Origin of the sequence: Candidatus Planktophila sp. (genome assembly GCF_036734405.1) — a bacterium.
In the GTDB taxonomy this organism is placed as follows: domain Bacteria; phylum Actinomycetota; class Actinomycetes; order Nanopelagicales; family Nanopelagicaceae; genus Planktophila.
The window spans coordinates 346,128-360,510 of record NZ_DAIMYR010000002.1; the positions used below are offsets into that span (position 1 = coordinate 346,128).

Annotated in this window: 17 protein-coding genes and 1 rRNA gene; 2 read left to right on the forward strand and 16 right to left on the reverse strand. The window is 47.6% G+C overall.

What is annotated here, in order from left to right; translation table 11 throughout:
• Positions 1 to 10: 10 nt before the first annotated feature.
• The 5 genes from AC9UC2_RS03890 to AC9UC2_RS03910 all read right to left on the reverse strand — a co-directional run bounded on the left by AC9UC2_RS03890 (position 11) and on the right by AC9UC2_RS03910 (position 3,891).
• Positions 11 to 1,075 carry a prephenate dehydrogenase gene (locus AC9UC2_RS03890; protein ID WP_509525410.1) on the reverse strand — a complete coding sequence of 355 codons (1,065 nt, stop codon included), beginning with the start codon at positions 1,073 to 1,075 and terminating at the stop codon, positions 11 to 13.
• Complete coding sequence (gene aroH / locus AC9UC2_RS03895) at positions 1,075 to 1,437, reverse strand: chorismate mutase (protein WP_509525412.1); 363 nt, start codon at positions 1,435 to 1,437, stop codon at positions 1,075 to 1,077. Before aroH ends, AC9UC2_RS03890 begins: the two co-directional genes overlap by 1 nt.
• Before the next feature lie 269 nt (positions 1,438 to 1,706).
• Positions 1,707 to 2,420 carry a pseudouridine synthase gene (locus AC9UC2_RS03900; RefSeq protein WP_509525414.1) on the reverse strand — a complete coding sequence of 238 codons (714 nt, stop codon included), beginning with the start codon at positions 2,418 to 2,420 and terminating at the stop codon, positions 1,707 to 1,709.
• A 42-nt stretch (positions 2,421 to 2,462) separates the two neighbouring features.
• A complete protein-coding gene (gene scpB, locus AC9UC2_RS03905) occupies positions 2,463 to 3,014 on the reverse strand; it encodes an SMC-Scp complex subunit ScpB (protein ID WP_509525416.1) in 552 nt (183 codons plus the stop codon).
• A complete protein-coding gene (locus AC9UC2_RS03910) occupies positions 3,007 to 3,891 on the reverse strand; it encodes a segregation and condensation protein A (protein ID WP_509525418.1) in 885 nt (294 codons plus the stop codon). Before AC9UC2_RS03910 ends, scpB begins: the two co-directional genes overlap by 8 nt.
• Before the next feature lie 79 nt (positions 3,892 to 3,970).
• Here AC9UC2_RS03910 and AC9UC2_RS03915 point away from each other — a divergent pair, with 79 nt between their 5' ends.
• Positions 3,971 to 4,855, forward strand: coding sequence for a ParA family protein (locus tag AC9UC2_RS03915; protein ID WP_509525420.1), 885 nt, complete (start codon positions 3,971 to 3,973; stop codon positions 4,853 to 4,855).
• A complete protein-coding gene (locus AC9UC2_RS03920) occupies positions 4,852 to 5,268 on the forward strand; it encodes a hypothetical protein (RefSeq protein ID WP_509525422.1) in 417 nt (138 codons plus the stop codon). Before AC9UC2_RS03915 ends, AC9UC2_RS03920 begins: the two co-directional genes overlap by 4 nt.
• A 4-nt stretch (positions 5,269 to 5,272) precedes the next feature.
• Here the strand turns inward: AC9UC2_RS03920 and AC9UC2_RS03925 are convergent, their stop codons facing one another.
• The 11 genes from AC9UC2_RS03925 to rrf form a co-directional block, all read right to left on the reverse strand.
• A complete protein-coding gene (locus tag AC9UC2_RS03925) occupies positions 5,273 to 6,238 on the reverse strand; it encodes a site-specific tyrosine recombinase (protein ID WP_509525424.1) in 966 nt (321 codons plus the stop codon).
• Positions 6,174 to 7,271, reverse strand: coding sequence for an alanine dehydrogenase (gene ald / locus AC9UC2_RS03930; protein ID WP_509525426.1), 1,098 nt, complete (start codon positions 7,269 to 7,271; stop codon positions 6,174 to 6,176). The genes AC9UC2_RS03925 and ald overlap by 65 nt, the downstream gene beginning before the upstream one ends.
• A gap of 2 nt (positions 7,272 to 7,273) precedes the next feature.
• Positions 7,274 to 8,905: a CTP synthase gene (gene pyrG, locus AC9UC2_RS03935; protein WP_509525428.1), complete on the reverse strand. Its 1,632-nt coding sequence runs from the start codon at positions 8,903 to 8,905 to the stop codon at positions 7,274 to 7,276.
• A gap of 35 nt (positions 8,906 to 8,940) precedes the next feature.
• A complete protein-coding gene (recN, locus tag AC9UC2_RS03940; protein ID WP_509525430.1) occupies positions 8,941 to 10,641 on the reverse strand; it encodes a DNA repair protein RecN in 1,701 nt (566 codons plus the stop codon).
• A complete protein-coding gene (locus tag AC9UC2_RS03945; RefSeq protein ID WP_509525432.1) occupies positions 10,634 to 11,482 on the reverse strand; it encodes an NAD kinase in 849 nt (282 codons plus the stop codon). The genes recN and AC9UC2_RS03945 overlap by 8 nt, the downstream gene beginning before the upstream one ends.
• A complete protein-coding gene (locus AC9UC2_RS03950; RefSeq protein ID WP_509525435.1) occupies positions 11,482 to 12,270 on the reverse strand; it encodes a TlyA family RNA methyltransferase in 789 nt (262 codons plus the stop codon). Before AC9UC2_RS03950 ends, AC9UC2_RS03945 begins: the two co-directional genes overlap by 1 nt.
• A gap of 13 nt (positions 12,271 to 12,283) precedes the next feature.
• Positions 12,284 to 12,469 (reverse strand): hypothetical protein, encoded by a 186-nt coding sequence (locus AC9UC2_RS03955; protein WP_509525437.1) that lies wholly within the window; start codon positions 12,467 to 12,469, stop codon positions 12,284 to 12,286.
• Complete coding sequence (locus AC9UC2_RS03960) at positions 12,470 to 12,838, reverse strand: hypothetical protein (RefSeq protein ID WP_509525440.1); 369 nt, start codon at positions 12,836 to 12,838, stop codon at positions 12,470 to 12,472. It lies immediately after the preceding gene.
• Positions 12,839 to 12,851: 13 nt separating this feature from the next.
• Positions 12,852 to 13,208 carry a single-stranded DNA-binding protein gene (locus tag AC9UC2_RS03965; protein WP_509525443.1) on the reverse strand — a complete coding sequence of 119 codons (357 nt, stop codon included), beginning with the start codon at positions 13,206 to 13,208 and terminating at the stop codon, positions 12,852 to 12,854.
• Between the two features lie 82 nt (positions 13,209 to 13,290).
• Positions 13,291 to 14,148, reverse strand: coding sequence for a hypothetical protein (locus AC9UC2_RS03970; RefSeq protein WP_509525445.1), 858 nt, complete (start codon positions 14,146 to 14,148; stop codon positions 13,291 to 13,293).
• 103 nt (positions 14,149 to 14,251) lie between these two features.
• Positions 14,252 to 14,368 (reverse strand): 5S ribosomal RNA (rrf, locus tag AC9UC2_RS03975).
• Between the last annotated feature and the right edge of the window lie 15 nt (positions 14,369 to 14,383).

The window sequence follows — 14,383 nt, forward strand, 5'->3', positions numbered from 1 at the left end:
GAGCCTACTTCTATTTGCGAATCGGATGAACGTTCCATCCGATCGTCGTTAGATGGGTTGAAAGTTTTTCCGCATCACTTTGCGATAAAGCTAAAGTAATAAGTGCACTCAATTGACCAGGTGAGTGTTCGATATTCAAATCTTCAACGTTGACTTCCATCGCGGCACATTCGTTGAAAATCGCACCTAACTGACCTGGCTTGTCATCGATGACAATGGGCAAGTACCAATATTCACGAGCTTTTCCGCCATGCTTTCCGGGAATCATCGATTTGCCGACGCGTCCCTGGGCGATCAATGCAGCTATTTCTTCAGGATCATTCAGGGAATCAATCATTGCCTGAACATCGTTTTGTAGATTTATCAGCAATTGGTGCAGCTCGTTGCGGTTGGAGTAAATAATCTCTTTCCACAAGGATTCATCTGATCCGGCGATGCGTGTGGTGTCCCGCAACCCCTGCCCCGCTAACTCCATCCACTCCGCCGGCGTTCCAGATAGCTGCTTTGCAATCAAGGATGATGCGATTTGCGGTAGGTGGGAAATCTTGGCGACCGCCCGATCATGGTCGATGGCTGAAAGCTCAATCGGTGCTGCGCCCAACAGTTCGATCAATTCAAGGACCAGCTCTTTGGATGATTGCTCAAGATCTGCGCTAGGCGTAAGTATCCAGCTGCGCCCCTGGAAAAGATCCGCCCGTGCAGAGCCCGCTCCGCCGATTTCACGGCCTGCCATGGGGTGAGTAGGCAAAAAGCGTTTGGACAACCCTGAAATACCCTGTACGTGAAGTACAACTTCATTCTTCACGCTACCAACATCCATAAATGTAGAGTTGAGATTTAGTTGATTCTCTATCTCTATGACCGCTGGCAAGTGGGATGTAGGCATCGCCAGAATGACAAGCTCTGGTTCAGTAAGTGCTCCCCCACCGACTAAGTCATTGGCTAAGGATTGAGCTTTGATGTCGCGGTCAACCATCTCAACGCGAACACCCCGCTGGACTAAACCCAACCCAATAGAGGTGCCGATTAACCCAGATCCGACTATTCGAACCTTTGAGAGCTTATTCGAGGACATTATTGAGCGATATCTCTGCGAAGAGCAGCGGCTCCATGTAGGTAAATGTGGCTGACTTGTTCGGCTGAGCGTGCAGTTTCCACATGAAACATCGCTCTAATTGTCTTGTCCAAGGCACCCGGAACATCGACCTCGACTGATCCAATTAGTGGCACATTGGCAAAACCCATTTCCCGACAGGCTGCAGCTGGAAAGGCAGCATTGAGATCAACGGTCGATGTGAAGAAAACCGAGATCACCTGTGCCGGGGTTAGGTCATTGGCATCAAGGATGGCTGAAACTAGCTCCTGCACACCCGCGGCAATGTCAGCCGGGGTATTGGCAGGAACCTGGATAGCTCCTCGAATTGCACGCATACTCATGGGATAAGGGTACCTTTCCTAACCAAAATTGGTTGCTATTTGATTCCATCTTTATCGATAAAACCTTTTACCTTTTAAACCTGTTTACGACATTTACGTCACTATAAGTACCGTCAGAGAAGTGGAGTTGAGATTTCCTTAATATCGATAAATCTATACACTGATGCGTTCTGAGCGTGATATTTATCGACATATTAACAATCGAGCCTCATAATATCGATAAAACTATAAATGGTTATTACAGTAAATATCGATTTATAGTAAACACGCTAAATATCTAAAGCCTTTCGTAGATTCATTAACTCGGTGTCATTGAGGTCTCTCCAACGACCTTCAGGGGTATCGCCCAAGGAGATCGGCCCAAACTTAGTTCTAATCAATCGCAGAACATCTACCCCGACCGCCTCCATCAGACGTCTGATGATGTGGTACCGACCCTCATGAATTGAGACTTCAATCCATTTAGGTGATAGCTGCTTGAAGCTCAAAACACGACCCATGCCATCTTCAAGTTCAACACCCTTGAGAAGCACCTTGTCTACACCTGTTGGCAAAGGACCATCAAATTCGATGATGTAGGTTTTTTCTAGCCCAAAGGATGGGTGGGTGGCACGGAAGGTTAAATCTCCATCGTTGGTGAGCAAAATAAGCCCTTCTGAATCCTTATCTAAGCGACCCACATGAAACAACCGCTCTTTGCGAAGGTCAATGAAGTCATCCAAGGAGGGCCGTCCTTCTGGGTCAAACATGGTAGACAAAACACCCTTAGGTTTATGAAGTGCTAAATAAGACTTAGTCAAAGTACGTGTAATTGTCTCACCATCAACCATGACTTTATCTTTCTCAGGGTCGAACTTGCTCCCCATTTCACGAATGGTGAGTCCATTGACGGTTACCCGTCCTGATTCGATTAGTTCATCTGCACCGCGACGGCTTGTGATTCCAGCATCTGCGATGATCTTGTTGAGCCTCATTTGGGCCATGGCTATCCTCCCGACAGTCAGGAGCTAAGGGTAGCCGAAGTGCTAGTCAGTTAGCGAATCGAGAATCTCGTCCAAACCGTCGAGGTCTGGCAGATACGGCGCAAGGGCCGGCAAATCTTCCAACGAGTTCAATCCCAGGCGTTCCAAGAAATAGCTCGTTGTTTTGTACAAAATTGCGCCAGTTTCGTGCTCAAGACCGGACTCTTCTACCAAACCTCGGGTGATTAAGGTCTTCATGACCGCTTCAACGTTGACGCCGCGAATAGCCGATACCCGGGCTCGGGATACTGGCTGGCGGTAGGCGATGACTGACAATGTTTCCAGGGCGGCCTGTGTTAGCCGTGACTGTTGCCCATCTAGAACGAATTTTTCAACAGCGGCTGAATAGCTTGGGTGGCTATAAAAGCGCCATCCCCCATTGATCTTGCGCAGCGCAAAACCACGCTCCTCATAGGAGCCTTCCAGAACTACCAAGGCAGCCTCAATCTCTTCCACCGGACGTTCCAGCACCTGTGCCAAAACAACTTCGGTGACCGGCTCATCCACGACCATCAGGATCGCCTCGATGGAACGTTCAACTTCTACATTAGACATTTTCGCCACTTTCTGTCGAGTCTTCCATCTCTAAAACAACGGGAATATCAAACTCATCTGTAATCTCTACATCACCTTCGAGGCTGCCGGTCCACCTGATTTGAAGCTCCCCTAGCGCAACGACCTGGTCAAAACGCAGAACGCCTTGTCGGTACAGGTCCAGCAACGCCAAGAAGCGGGCGACTACGACCAGAGTGCTATCGGCGTCGGAGATCAGATGTCTAAAGCTCATAGAGGTTGCATGACGCAAAGCTTCCACGACCCGCTTGGACTCTTCAGCCACGCTCACCAGGGCCGTATGTAGATGCTCAACGGCCACTACGGGGGCAACCTTGGGTGTCAGAACCCGTTCTGCAATCGCAGCAAAGCGCTGTGCGCCAACACCGATCAGAACCTCTGGCAGCAGGCTAGCCAGTGCTGGATCAAGGGCTACGACTCGAGGGAAGGACTTGTCGGCTGCTGCGATGCGCTCGCTAAATGTCGCTGCAATCTCCTTGAAAGCTCGATACTGCAAGAGGCGAGCAAAGAGCAGATCTCGCGCTTCAAGTAACGCCAAATCCTCTTCATCCTCAACTTCCCCACTCGGAAGAAGGCGAGCAGCCTTTAGATCCAACAAGGTAGCGGCCACGACTAGGAATTCGGTGGCTTGGTCTAGATCCCACCCCTGCCCCGATGCTTCCAGAGCACGAATAAATGAGATGAACTCATCGGTCACGATGCTCAATGCCACTTCGGTGACATCCATCTTGTGGCGGGAAATCAGCTGTAAGAGCAGATCAAAAGGTCCATCGAAGTTGCTCAGATGCACGGAGAATCCCCCTGATGCGGCGTTCACATCACGGTTTTCCTCCACTGAAATCTGCTCAGCAATACTCATTGGGGCACCTTACTTCACGCTTGCCTGTTTTCGGTGGAGCGCATAGGCTCTTTGCTATATCAGGAAAGAGGTTTGAAGATTGAACGCTAAATCGACAATTGCAGAGGATGTAGCAACTACTGCGACCCTGCTCGGCAAGACCGCCAAAAACTTTCCTACCCCAGCTGCTCTTAGTGAGCATGGCAGCGCAAAAGTCATATCAATCTTTAATCAAAAAGGTGGCGTTGGAAAGACAACTAGCACGATCAACTTAGGTGCAGCGCTGGCTGAAATGGGTCGACGTGTATTGCTAGTCGACTTCGACCCACAAGGCGGTTTATCACTTGGTCTTGGAGTAAACGCACATGCACTTCCATTAGAGCAAACTGTTTACTACGCATTAATGACCCCAACTGCCAACGTCGATGAAATCGTTTTGAAATCTTCAGTTCCTGGCTTGGACTTCTTACCGGCAAACCGCGACTTAGGTACAGCAGAAACAACGCTTGGCGCTGAAATTGGTGGACAGCAATATCTCAAGCGAGCACTAGCTCCGCTTCGTGATTACTACGATGTAATTTTGATCGACTGCCAACCAACGATGGGTCAGTTAACTATTAACGCCCTTGTTGCTTCTCAAGAGGTAATCGTTCCGATGCAGTGTGAATACTTCGCCCTTCATGGCTTCATCGAGCTAAAGGGCAATTTAGATAAGGTCAAGAATTTCCTTAATCCAGAGCTTCGCCTTATTGGAATTTTGGCAACCATGTACGACAAGAAAACTTCACACAATAGACAAGTTCTTGAGCGAATATTGGAACAGTTCCCTGAAGATGTTTTCGAAACAATTATTGCTAAAACAATTCGTTTCCCAGAAACAACTGTCGTTGGCGAACCAATTACTACGTATGCAACAACTTCAGGTGGCGCTGCTTCTTATCGTCGCCTAGCCCGAGAACTAATCGCCAGAGGAGGCGCACGATGACACGCAGAGCAAACCTTCCAGGAGCCGATGAACTATTTCGTTCCACCGCACCTGCACTAAGTGCAGTCCCTGCACAAACATCAAATGATGTGGCCGCTCCATTAGTCCCGCCCGCAATCGCAACTCCTAAAGCACCATCATCAAGAAAGGGTGTACGCACAATTGCTCGTCGTCGCGTCACAACGGTTGATCGATCACCTTCGGGCCGTGAACGCCATGATGAAAAAATCACGGTGTATTTATCACCAGATGAACTCTTTGATCTTGACCAAGCACGTTTGCAACTTCGCGGGGATCTAGGTTTGGCAGTTGATCGAGGTCGTATTGTTCGCGAATCAATCGCTGTGATCATCGCAGATCTAGAAGCTAAAGGTGATCAAAGCATCTTGGCGCGCAGACTACGCGGACAATAATTAACTACTTGGCGCGAGGATGCGCCATTGAATAACTCTCACGCACCTTATCGATTGTGATTAAGGTGTAAATCTGCGTTGTTGTGACTGATGCATGTCCCAGTAATTCTTGGACCACACGAATATCAGCCCCACCATCTAACAAATGTGTTGCATATGAATGCCGAAAAACGTGTGGTGATACGTGTTCTGTGATTCCCGCAGCTAAAGCTGCGTCAAGAACCATTTGCCAAGCTGATTGTCTAGAAATTCTGCCGCCTCTTGAATTTAAAAACAAGGCCGAATTGTTCTTTGGATTCTTGGCCAACAATCCTGGCCGGACCCGAACACAATAATTTTCGATGGCTGCAGTAGCAAATGAACCCAACGGAACTATTCGCTCCTTAGAACCTTTTCCGCGCAACTTTAGGGTCGTGATTTCGCCGTCCTCAGAATTGACTGTACTTAAATCGTTCAGGTTGATCCCGATCAACTCACTGACGCGAGCTCCACTGCTATAGAGCAGTTCCAGCATTGCTTGATCGCGAAGCGTTATTGGATCGCTTTCTCGCAGCGCCGCATTGATCATGGACATTATCTGGTCATACGTTAAAGCTTTAGGTAATCGACGAGCAGACTTGCTTGTCGAAATTTCTAGCGTTGGATCTGCAATCTCATACTCCTGCGCAAGATGCTTGAAGAAAGAGCGCAATGTGGAATCAGCACGATTAATCGTTGGTGTCGACAGATTAGCCTCTCTCAAGGAGATTTCAAAAGCGGTTATTACTTCGGGGGTCACTTTGCTAAGTTCTTTACCATTCAAGAACATTTTGAACTTTTCTAAATCGCGTCGATAGGCAGCAATAGAGTTTGCAGCCAATCCCCTCTCAATTTGAAGATGATTGAGAAAGGATGTAGCCGCTATATCAAAGTTCGGTGCTTGCGTAACCATGCGCTTCTGCAACGGCGGAGTAATAGATCTTTCCATCATGAACATTTAAACCCTTGGCAAGGTTCTTGTCCTTAACGATTGCTGCTTCCCAACCATGACTAGCTAAGGAAAGCGCATAGGGAAGGGTTGCATTTGTCAGCGCATAAGTAGAAGCAACTGGTACCGCTCCTGGCATATTTGCTACGCAATAAAAAATAGAGTTATGAACCTTATAGGTCGGTTCTGCATGAGTGGTTGGTTTGGAATCCTCAAAGCACCCGCCTTGATCAATTGCAATATCAACTAAAACTGACCCACTCTTCATCTGTGAAACTAGAAGATTAGAAACTAACTTTGGGGCCTTTGCGCCGTGAACCAAAACTGCGCCAATAACTAGATCTGCTTGTCTGACTTCTCGCTCGATCGCATGCTTTGAGGCAACCAAGGTCTTGATTTGGCCACTATAGATAGTGTCGATGTACTGCAACCGATTGATCGACCGATCAAAAACGGTGACATCTGCGCCCATACCCAGCGCGATCACCGCAGAATTCAATCCGGCCACTCCTCCACCAATAACAACTACCCGACCTGGTGCCACACCTGGAACACCGCCTAGAAGTACTCCGCGCCCACCGTGAGGCTTTTGCAACGCAGTCGCGCCAACTTGTGTTGCAAGACGTCCTGCAACTTCGCTCATAGGCGCAAGTAAGGGAAGAGTTCCATTTACTTCAACTGTTTCATAGGCGATCGCTGTGACACCTGACTTCACTAATGCATCTGTACATGCTTTAGAAGCCGCTAAATGTAAGTAAGTAAAAAGTGTTTGCCCTTTTCGCATTTTAGGGTATTCAACTTCAATAGGTTCCTTTACTTTCAGAACCAAATCAGCCTTTTGCCAAACATCATCAGCTGAAGGGACGATAGAAGCCCCTGCTGCAACAAACTCTTCATTGGTAATCGAAGATCCAATTCCCGCTTTATCTTCAATGATGACCGTATGTCCGGCGTGAACAAACTCCGAAACTCCCTCAGGAGTGATTGCCACACGTGCTTCATGAACTTTGATCTCTTTTGGAACTCCGACGATCATTTTTAACCTTTCGCTTTTACCGCTGCAGCAATCAGACCAATGAAGAGAGGGTGTGGTCTCGTTGGACGTGACCGAAGCTCGGGATGAGCTTGCGTGCCTACGTAGTAAGGATGCACCTCTTGCGGAAGTTCTACAAACTCCACAAGATCTTGTTCCTTGAATAATCCTGAGAAAACAAGGCCAGCACTCCCAATTTTGTCGCGGTACTGGTTATTGACCTCATAACGGTGACGATGGCGCTCTGAAACTTCTGTTGCACCATAAGTTTTGGCGACAACCGAACCTGCTAATAGATCAGCCTTGTACAAACCAAGACGCATTGTGCCACCCATGTCTGCTTTTCCGGAAACAACATCTTTTTGTCCAGCCATGGTTGCAATAACCGGAGTGCCCGAATCAGAAAATTCTGCTGAGATTGCATCGTTAATTCCAGCAAGATTGCGCGCAGCTTCAATCACCATGCACTGCAAACCTAAACACAACCCCAATGTTGGAATTTTATTTTCGCGGGCGTATTTGAGCGCGCCAACTTTTCCTTCAATTCCTCTAATTCCAAAACCGCCTGGAACGCAAATGGCATCCACGTTCTCTAAATTTCTCTTTGCACCCTCTGGCGTTTCACATTCATCACTTGCAATCCAAACAATTTCAATTTTCGCTTCATTTGCGAAACCTCCTGCGCGAAGGGCTTCTGAGACCGATAAATACGCGTCTGGAAGATCTATGTACTTGCCGACAAGGCCAACTTTAATGTGATGCTTTGGGTGATGAACTTTCTCGAGCAAAGCATCCCATTCACCCCACACAACATCATGGCAATCAAAACCCAAACGCTGCACAACATATGCATCAAGGCCCTCGCTGTGCAGAACCTTTGGAATATCGTAAATTGAAGGAGCATCAACCGCTGCGACAACAGCTTCGGAATCTACGTCACACATCAATGAAATCTTTTTCTTTACACTTTCCGGGATTTCACGGTCAGAGCGTAAAACTATGGCATCAGGTGCGATACCAATACTTCGCAAAGCTGCAACAGAGTGCTGCGTTGGCTTTGTTTTCAATTCACCTGATGGTCCGATGTATGGAACTAGAGAAACGTGAAGATAAAAAACATTGTCACGACCGACTGTTTGACGGATCTGTCGAATAGCTTCCAAAAATGGTTGTGACTCGATGTCACCAACGGTTCCGCCAACTTCAGTGATGACTAGATCAATTTCTGGTCCTGCCATTGCGATGATGCGTTCTTTAATTTCGTTGGTGATGTGCGGAATTACTTGAACTGTTTCGCCCAAATATTCACCGCGGCGCTCACGGGCAATAACGCGTGAATACACTTGGCCAGTTGTGACATTTGCAGAACCATGCAGATTGCGATCAAGGAACCGCTCGTAGTGGCCGATATCCAGATCTGTCTCAGAGCCGTCATCCGTTACGAAAACTTCACCATGCTGAAAAGGATTCATGGTTCCTGGATCGACGTTTAAGTAAGGGTCCAGCTTTTGCATTGTTACGCGGATACCGCGTGCTACTAATAATCGTCCAAGACTTGAGGCTGTGAGTCCTTTGCCCAAACTTGAGGCGACTCCGCCGGTTACAAATAAGTGTTTAGTCACATGTGCTTGGCCCATGGAAGACAAACCTATCATTTAAAAAGGTGGGGCTCTTACACCTTCAAAGAAAGCAGCTCGGTGGCGTGTTCTCGCGCGCTAATCGAGTTTTCTAAACCAGCCAACATACGAGCCACCTCCTCGATCCGCTCCTCACCCGACACGAGGCGAACATCGCTTTGGCTAACAGTTCCATCATTGTTCTTCGTGACAACAAAATGGGAGTCCGCCCACGCCGCTACCTGAGGTAAGTGAGTGACGACAATTACTTGAGCATGTTGGGACAGTTGATGCAACCGACGACCCACTTCGATCGCAGCTTTTCCACCAACTCCAGCATCTACCTCATCAAAAACATAGGTTCCAATCGGATGTGTTGTAGCAATCACAACTTCCAGTGCCAACATAACTCGCGACATTTCACCACCTGATGCGCCTTTGGCCAAAGGAACAAGTGGTGCATCTTTATGACCTTGAATGAACATTGAAACATCATCGCAGCCGTGAGAAGTGAAATCAGATTCCTTAGGAGCTGAGTAATCACACGATTCAATTTTTGCAACAAAGCGTGCATGCGGCATAGACAGTTGTTGAATCTCGCCGGTGACCAAGGCGGATAACGTGGTCGCCGCATCAGTACGTGACTGGGTAACTGTTTTTGCTTCTCGCAATAAATCCTTCTTGATCGAAATAAGTTCCTTTTCTAACTCCTGCAATCTCACATCACCTCCCTCGAGATCTGCGATGGTTTCAGCTGAAATCTTAAAACGGTTGTGCAGAGCTGCAATTTCAGCGTCAAGTGAGCCGCTCCCACCAAATTTTTTCACAAGAGCGTTGAACTGCGACTTACGATTCTGCAGGTAATCAAGACGTGCAGGGTCTGCCTCTAATCGAGAAAGGTAACTATTTAGTGAACTTTGTGCATCCGCCAATAGAAAGAAGCTCTCGCTGAGCTGCTGATAAATTTCTTCTAGCTGTGAATCCTTCGAACGGGCGGCCTCTAGTGATCGTCGAGCCGTTCCTAATGAAGTTAACGATCCTGCTTCTTCATCTTCTATCGCAGAAGAAGCTAATGTGGTTGCGGTTCGCAACTCTTCAACACTTGATAATCGGGCTATCTCGCTTTCGATCTCGGGATACTCTCCCGCATTTGGGTTTAGGGCGGAAAACTCCTTTGCAAATTCGCGCAGATCTGCCAACTCTTTATCTTTTGCAGCGATACTTTTCTTTAATGCCTGAATTCGCTCCTTCATATCGTGATAGCGAAGTAGCGCTGATTGGTATTTCCCTAAATCAATCGAACCGAATCGATCAACTAACTCTCTTTGCCGAGTAGCTTTTGTAATTGTGTGGTTTGCTGCTTGTCCATGCACTTCTACTAAATTCTCGCCAAAAGTGGCCAGGGTCGATGCTGTGGCACTCACTCCGTTAGTGGTTGCTTTGCTTTTTCCATCGGCGTTTACAGTACGCACAACAATTAATTCGCCGTCTTCAATCAGAGCATCTTCAAACAAGATCTCTTGTGCTTTGGGAATCGAGAACTTGCCGCTAGCCACAAGACGTTCGGAACCTTTGCGCACCAGAGAGCTATCGGCCTTGCCTCCAAGGATCAGATTGAGCGCCGTTAAAATCATTGTTTTTCCCGCTCCCGTTTCACCGGAAAGAACGGTGAGGCCTTTAGAGATTTCAAGAACGGAGTTATCAATTACTCCGATAGATCGAATTGTTATCTCTTCGAGAAAGGTACGTTCACTCACCACGCCAGCCCTCAACAGGTAGTTTGAACTTGGCCACCAATCGATCGCTAAATAAGGTGTTGTGTAAATGTGCCAATTGAATGATTCTTGAATCCTTGGTGACAGTTACACGATCACCTGAGACAAGCGGGAATTTGCGAATCGCATCGGCAGATAGAAAAGCTTCATTGGATTCGATTCCCACAGCTATAACTGAGCGCGGAGAGATAACAAGTGGACGCGAAAACAAGGCATGAGCAGAAATTGGAAGGACTACCAGCGCATCAACTGCTGGCCATAAAACTGGGCCACCAGCTGAAAACGCATATGCGGTAGAGCCTGTTGGTGTGGAACAAATCAATCCATCGCAACCCCATCGGGATATTGGTCGATTATCAATCTCTAAGAAAAGTTCAACCATAGTTGCCTTTTCGCGTTCTACCGTTACCTCATTTAGTGCCCAACCAGTGGCAACTGTTTTGCCTTCTCTTTCGACGGTGTAGCTAAGAGTAATTCGCGGATCAATCACATAACTCTTGTTGACGACAGCGTTAATTACATCGGAAATTTTTGAGCGTTCAACTTCTGACAAGAAACCAACATGGCCTAAATTCACGCCCAGCAATGGAATATCGCGCGCATGTGCGACCTCGGCGGCGCGCAACATGGTTCCATCCCCGCCTAAAACAACTGCGACTTCAATTTCTGGAAGCTCCTCGATACTAGATCGAATCACTCCAGGAATATTGACATCTGAAATCGTATAAATGCCGAAAGTAGATGCGAGATTTTGTTGTAACTCCACTGCCGCAACAACGGCGTCGACTCTGCCTGGATTACAAACGATCAATAAATTTCGCATCACTGTGGTCCAATCGCTATAGCTTCATCAAGCATCGCATGATCGATCTCTGCGGCTCCACGTCGAAGCCACAGAAAGTATTCAACATTTCCTGCAGGCCCTGGAAGTGGACTTGCAGTGATTCCCATAGTTCCAAGCCCAACATCATATGCAGATTCAGCAACTTCGATCACCGCAGCTTTTCGCAGCGCAGGATCTCGGACAACACCACCTGCCCCAAGCTTTTCCCGACCAACTTCGAATTGAGGTTTAACCATCACTACAAAATCCGCATCAGGCTTGGATACTGCTGCCAGAGCAGGCAAAACCAAGGTTAGGGAAATAAATGAAAGATCAGCTACAACCACATCTATCGGCTCTCCCACCATTTCACCCGTTAAGTGACGAATGTTTGTTCGATCTAGAACTGTTACTCGCTCATCTTGACGCAGACCCCACGCCAGCTGTCCGTAACCCACATCTACAGCAACAACGTGCCCAGCGTTTCGACGCAGAAGAACATCGGTAAAACCACCGGTCGAAGCACCTGCATCTAAACAACGTTTTCCTTCAACATTTACGCCTGAAAATGCATTCAAGGCACCATCAAGTTTGTGACCACCGCGTGAAACAAAGTCATCACGATTTCCAGAAATAGTTATTGAAGTTTCAGCATCAACCTGTGTAGCTGGCTTTGTCGCCGGAATTCCATTGACCAAAACTGATCGCTTCTCAATCAAATCGGCGGCTTGATCACGTGAACGCGCTAGCTCTCTTCGTACCAGCTCGGCATCCAAACGTGTTTTCATTGCTGCCCGTTAACTACATTCCGTCGATTGAAGACAAGGCTTGATTGAGCTTCTGATGGAGCGCTTCAAAACGTTGCGCATGGTCGCCAACTTCCATCGCGTCAATCTCCTGCAACTCGTTGCGAAGATCCTCTACAAAAGTCTCACCGTTAAAAGCCTGAGTAGCGTTCTGAGCCTCATTGTTCTGTGAATGATCCATCTACTTACTCACTTTCTTTACAGCCTTCTTAGCAGTAACTTTTGTAACTTTCTTTTTCGCTGCCTTCTTAGTTACGGAAACTTTTTTAGCTGAAGTTTTTTTAGCACTCTTTTTTGGAGCACTATTTGGTGAACCTTTTTTGAGCGCTGCTACCTCTTGCTTAAGCGCCTCAAACTCACCGCGCTTTACGAAACCCATTTTAGAAACGGAGCGCTCGACCTCATCCTCGATCTTTACTTTGAGAGCTTCTCCACCCTCTTTTAGCCAAAGATTGACCGAGGACGCGACCTCAGTTCCAGACTTGTTCCCTAATTGAACATTCTCAATCAAAGATTTAATGGTGGCTTTCAAATCACTATTCTTGCTCATGCCATAAGCCTACCTAAATTCGCGATATCTCGGCCGCTTCAACCTGCCATCTGCTCGCAAGCCCGGTCGGTGCGCTCCAAAAACGACGATGAATCGATCCTGAAATCTCAATCCACTCATCTGCCTTGAGAGTTAGTGCGCTTCGTCGAGCTTTTGCACTCCATGCTCCTACATCCAGGGTGTCCACCCCCGAAAGCTTTTGGCGAGTAATTATCAATCGGAATTCAACAACCTTGTCACCACTGGGTAACTCTTTCTCGATCGCCTCACGCGAAACGCGTCCTCGCAGTAAAACATCATTGAGTGAGTAATCCTGCTCAACTTCATCCTTCTGTGCAGCTACCTTCTTGGCTTTAACCCCTGTTGCCATGCAACACCCCTTACCTCTTGTTTAGAAGCAAGGTATTTCTAGGCCCTGACAAATTTCGTAGAAATTATTGAACTGTGGGTAACTACTGCGCTGCTCTCTCGGCAGCATCGGTGAACTCATCAGCATCTAATTCTGCACACTTACCAAACCATTCACGCGCTTCATCAGCACGTCCAGCAGCATGCAAAGCATCGGCGTAGGCATAACGAAGTCGTAAAGCCCATTCATCAGTTTCATTGTTAAGTTCTTTGCAGGTCAATGTAACAACCGCAGCATCAAGCTCTCCGAGATCGCGACGAGCACCGGCGGCAACAATTCTCATTTCGATTTCTTCAGATTTTGCAAGACGCTTCACCTCTGGAGAACCAGCCAAATTCAATGCTTTCAGCGGGTTTCCAAGACCTCGTTCACAATCTGCCATAACTGGAAGAGATGAAACATCTCCGGAAATTCTGTTAGCCGCGCGAAGTTCCTTCAGTGCTATTTCGTAATGACCGGCTCGATACGCTGCATAGCCAGCAGATTCACGAACAACAGCGAGTCGACCTGCATGGTGAGCTGCTGCTATTCCATGCTTGTGCGCTAATTGTGGATCAGTGTCCTGATATAAATTAATGCAGACCAAATGTCGCGAAACAACCTTGGCATTTTCTGGTGACAACGATAAAAGTTCAGCGCGAACTGATTTCTCTAACTCTTCACCAGTTACATCTTCAGGAATATCTGGTTCAAAAATACGTGGACGCAAACGAGATTGATCGCGCTCCATAGGCGCAGGACGTGCACCTCGTGGATCGGAACCATCACGAGTTTGACGTGGAGCTCCTGCACGATTTGAGGAGCCTCCGCGTGCCGGAAGATCTTCACGGCGACGTTGTGAATTAGGACCCGAAGGCTTGCGCGGTGAAGGACGAGATGGCCTTTGTTCTCTTTCAACCATAGTTTTCTCCTTCACGCTTTTTAATTTTATTTTTACTGCAGTAATAATTGTAGAGACAAATAAAAAAGGGGCGCTCGTTAAAGCGCCCCTTTTTATAAAAGAAGTCCGGCGACGTTCTACTCTCCCACAAGGTCACCCTTGCAGTACCATCGACGCTGAGAGGCTTAACTTCCGGGTTCGGAATGGGACCGGGTGTTTCCCTCTCGCTATGGTCGCCGAAACGCTATTGAGTTTT

Bases quoted from the DNA above. Each gene is read 5' to 3' on its own strand.
- AC9UC2_RS03960 (WP_509525440.1), bottom strand. From the start codon at position 12,838: ATGAGCAAGAATAGTGATTTGAAAGCCACCATTAAATCTTTGATTGAG.
- AC9UC2_RS03955 (WP_509525437.1), bottom strand. From the start codon at position 12,469: ATGGATCATTCACAGAACAATGAGGCTCAGAACGCTACTCAGGCTTTT.
- AC9UC2_RS03900 (WP_509525414.1), bottom strand. From the start codon at position 2,420: ATGGCCCAAATGAGGCTCAACAAGATCATCGCAGATGCTGGAATCACA.
- AC9UC2_RS03925 (WP_509525424.1), bottom strand. From the start codon at position 6,238: ATGATGGAAAGATCTATTACTCCGCCGTTGCAGAAGCGCATGGTTACG.
- AC9UC2_RS03910 (WP_509525418.1), bottom strand. From the start codon at position 3,891: ATGAGTATTGCTGAGCAGATTTCAGTGGAGGAAAACCGTGATGTGAAC.
- AC9UC2_RS03965 (WP_509525443.1), bottom strand. From the start codon at position 13,208: ATGGCAACAGGGGTTAAAGCCAAGAAGGTAGCTGCACAGAAGGATGAA.
- aroH (WP_509525412.1), bottom strand. From the start codon at position 1,437: ATGAGTATGCGTGCAATTCGAGGAGCTATCCAGGTTCCTGCCAATACC.
- AC9UC2_RS03970 (WP_509525445.1), bottom strand. From the start codon at position 14,148: ATGGTTGAAAGAGAACAAAGGCCATCTCGTCCTTCACCGCGCAAGCCT.
- AC9UC2_RS03920 (WP_509525422.1), top strand. From the start codon at position 4,852: ATGACACGCAGAGCAAACCTTCCAGGAGCCGATGAACTATTTCGTTCC.
- AC9UC2_RS03945 (WP_509525432.1), bottom strand. From the start codon at position 11,482: ATGCGAAATTTATTGATCGTTTGTAATCCAGGCAGAGTCGACGCCGTT.
- ald (WP_509525426.1), bottom strand. From the start codon at position 7,271: ATGATCGTCGGAGTTCCAAAAGAGATCAAAGTTCATGAAGCACGTGTG.
- pyrG (WP_509525428.1), bottom strand. From the start codon at position 8,905: ATGGGCCAAGCACATGTGACTAAACACTTATTTGTAACCGGCGGAGTC.
- AC9UC2_RS03890 (WP_509525410.1), bottom strand. From the start codon at position 1,075: ATGTCCTCGAATAAGCTCTCAAAGGTTCGAATAGTCGGATCTGGGTTA.
- scpB (WP_509525416.1), bottom strand. From the start codon at position 3,014: ATGTCTAATGTAGAAGTTGAACGTTCCATCGAGGCGATCCTGATGGTC.
- AC9UC2_RS03950 (WP_509525435.1), bottom strand. From the start codon at position 12,270: ATGAAAACACGTTTGGATGCCGAGCTGGTACGAAGAGAGCTAGCGCGT.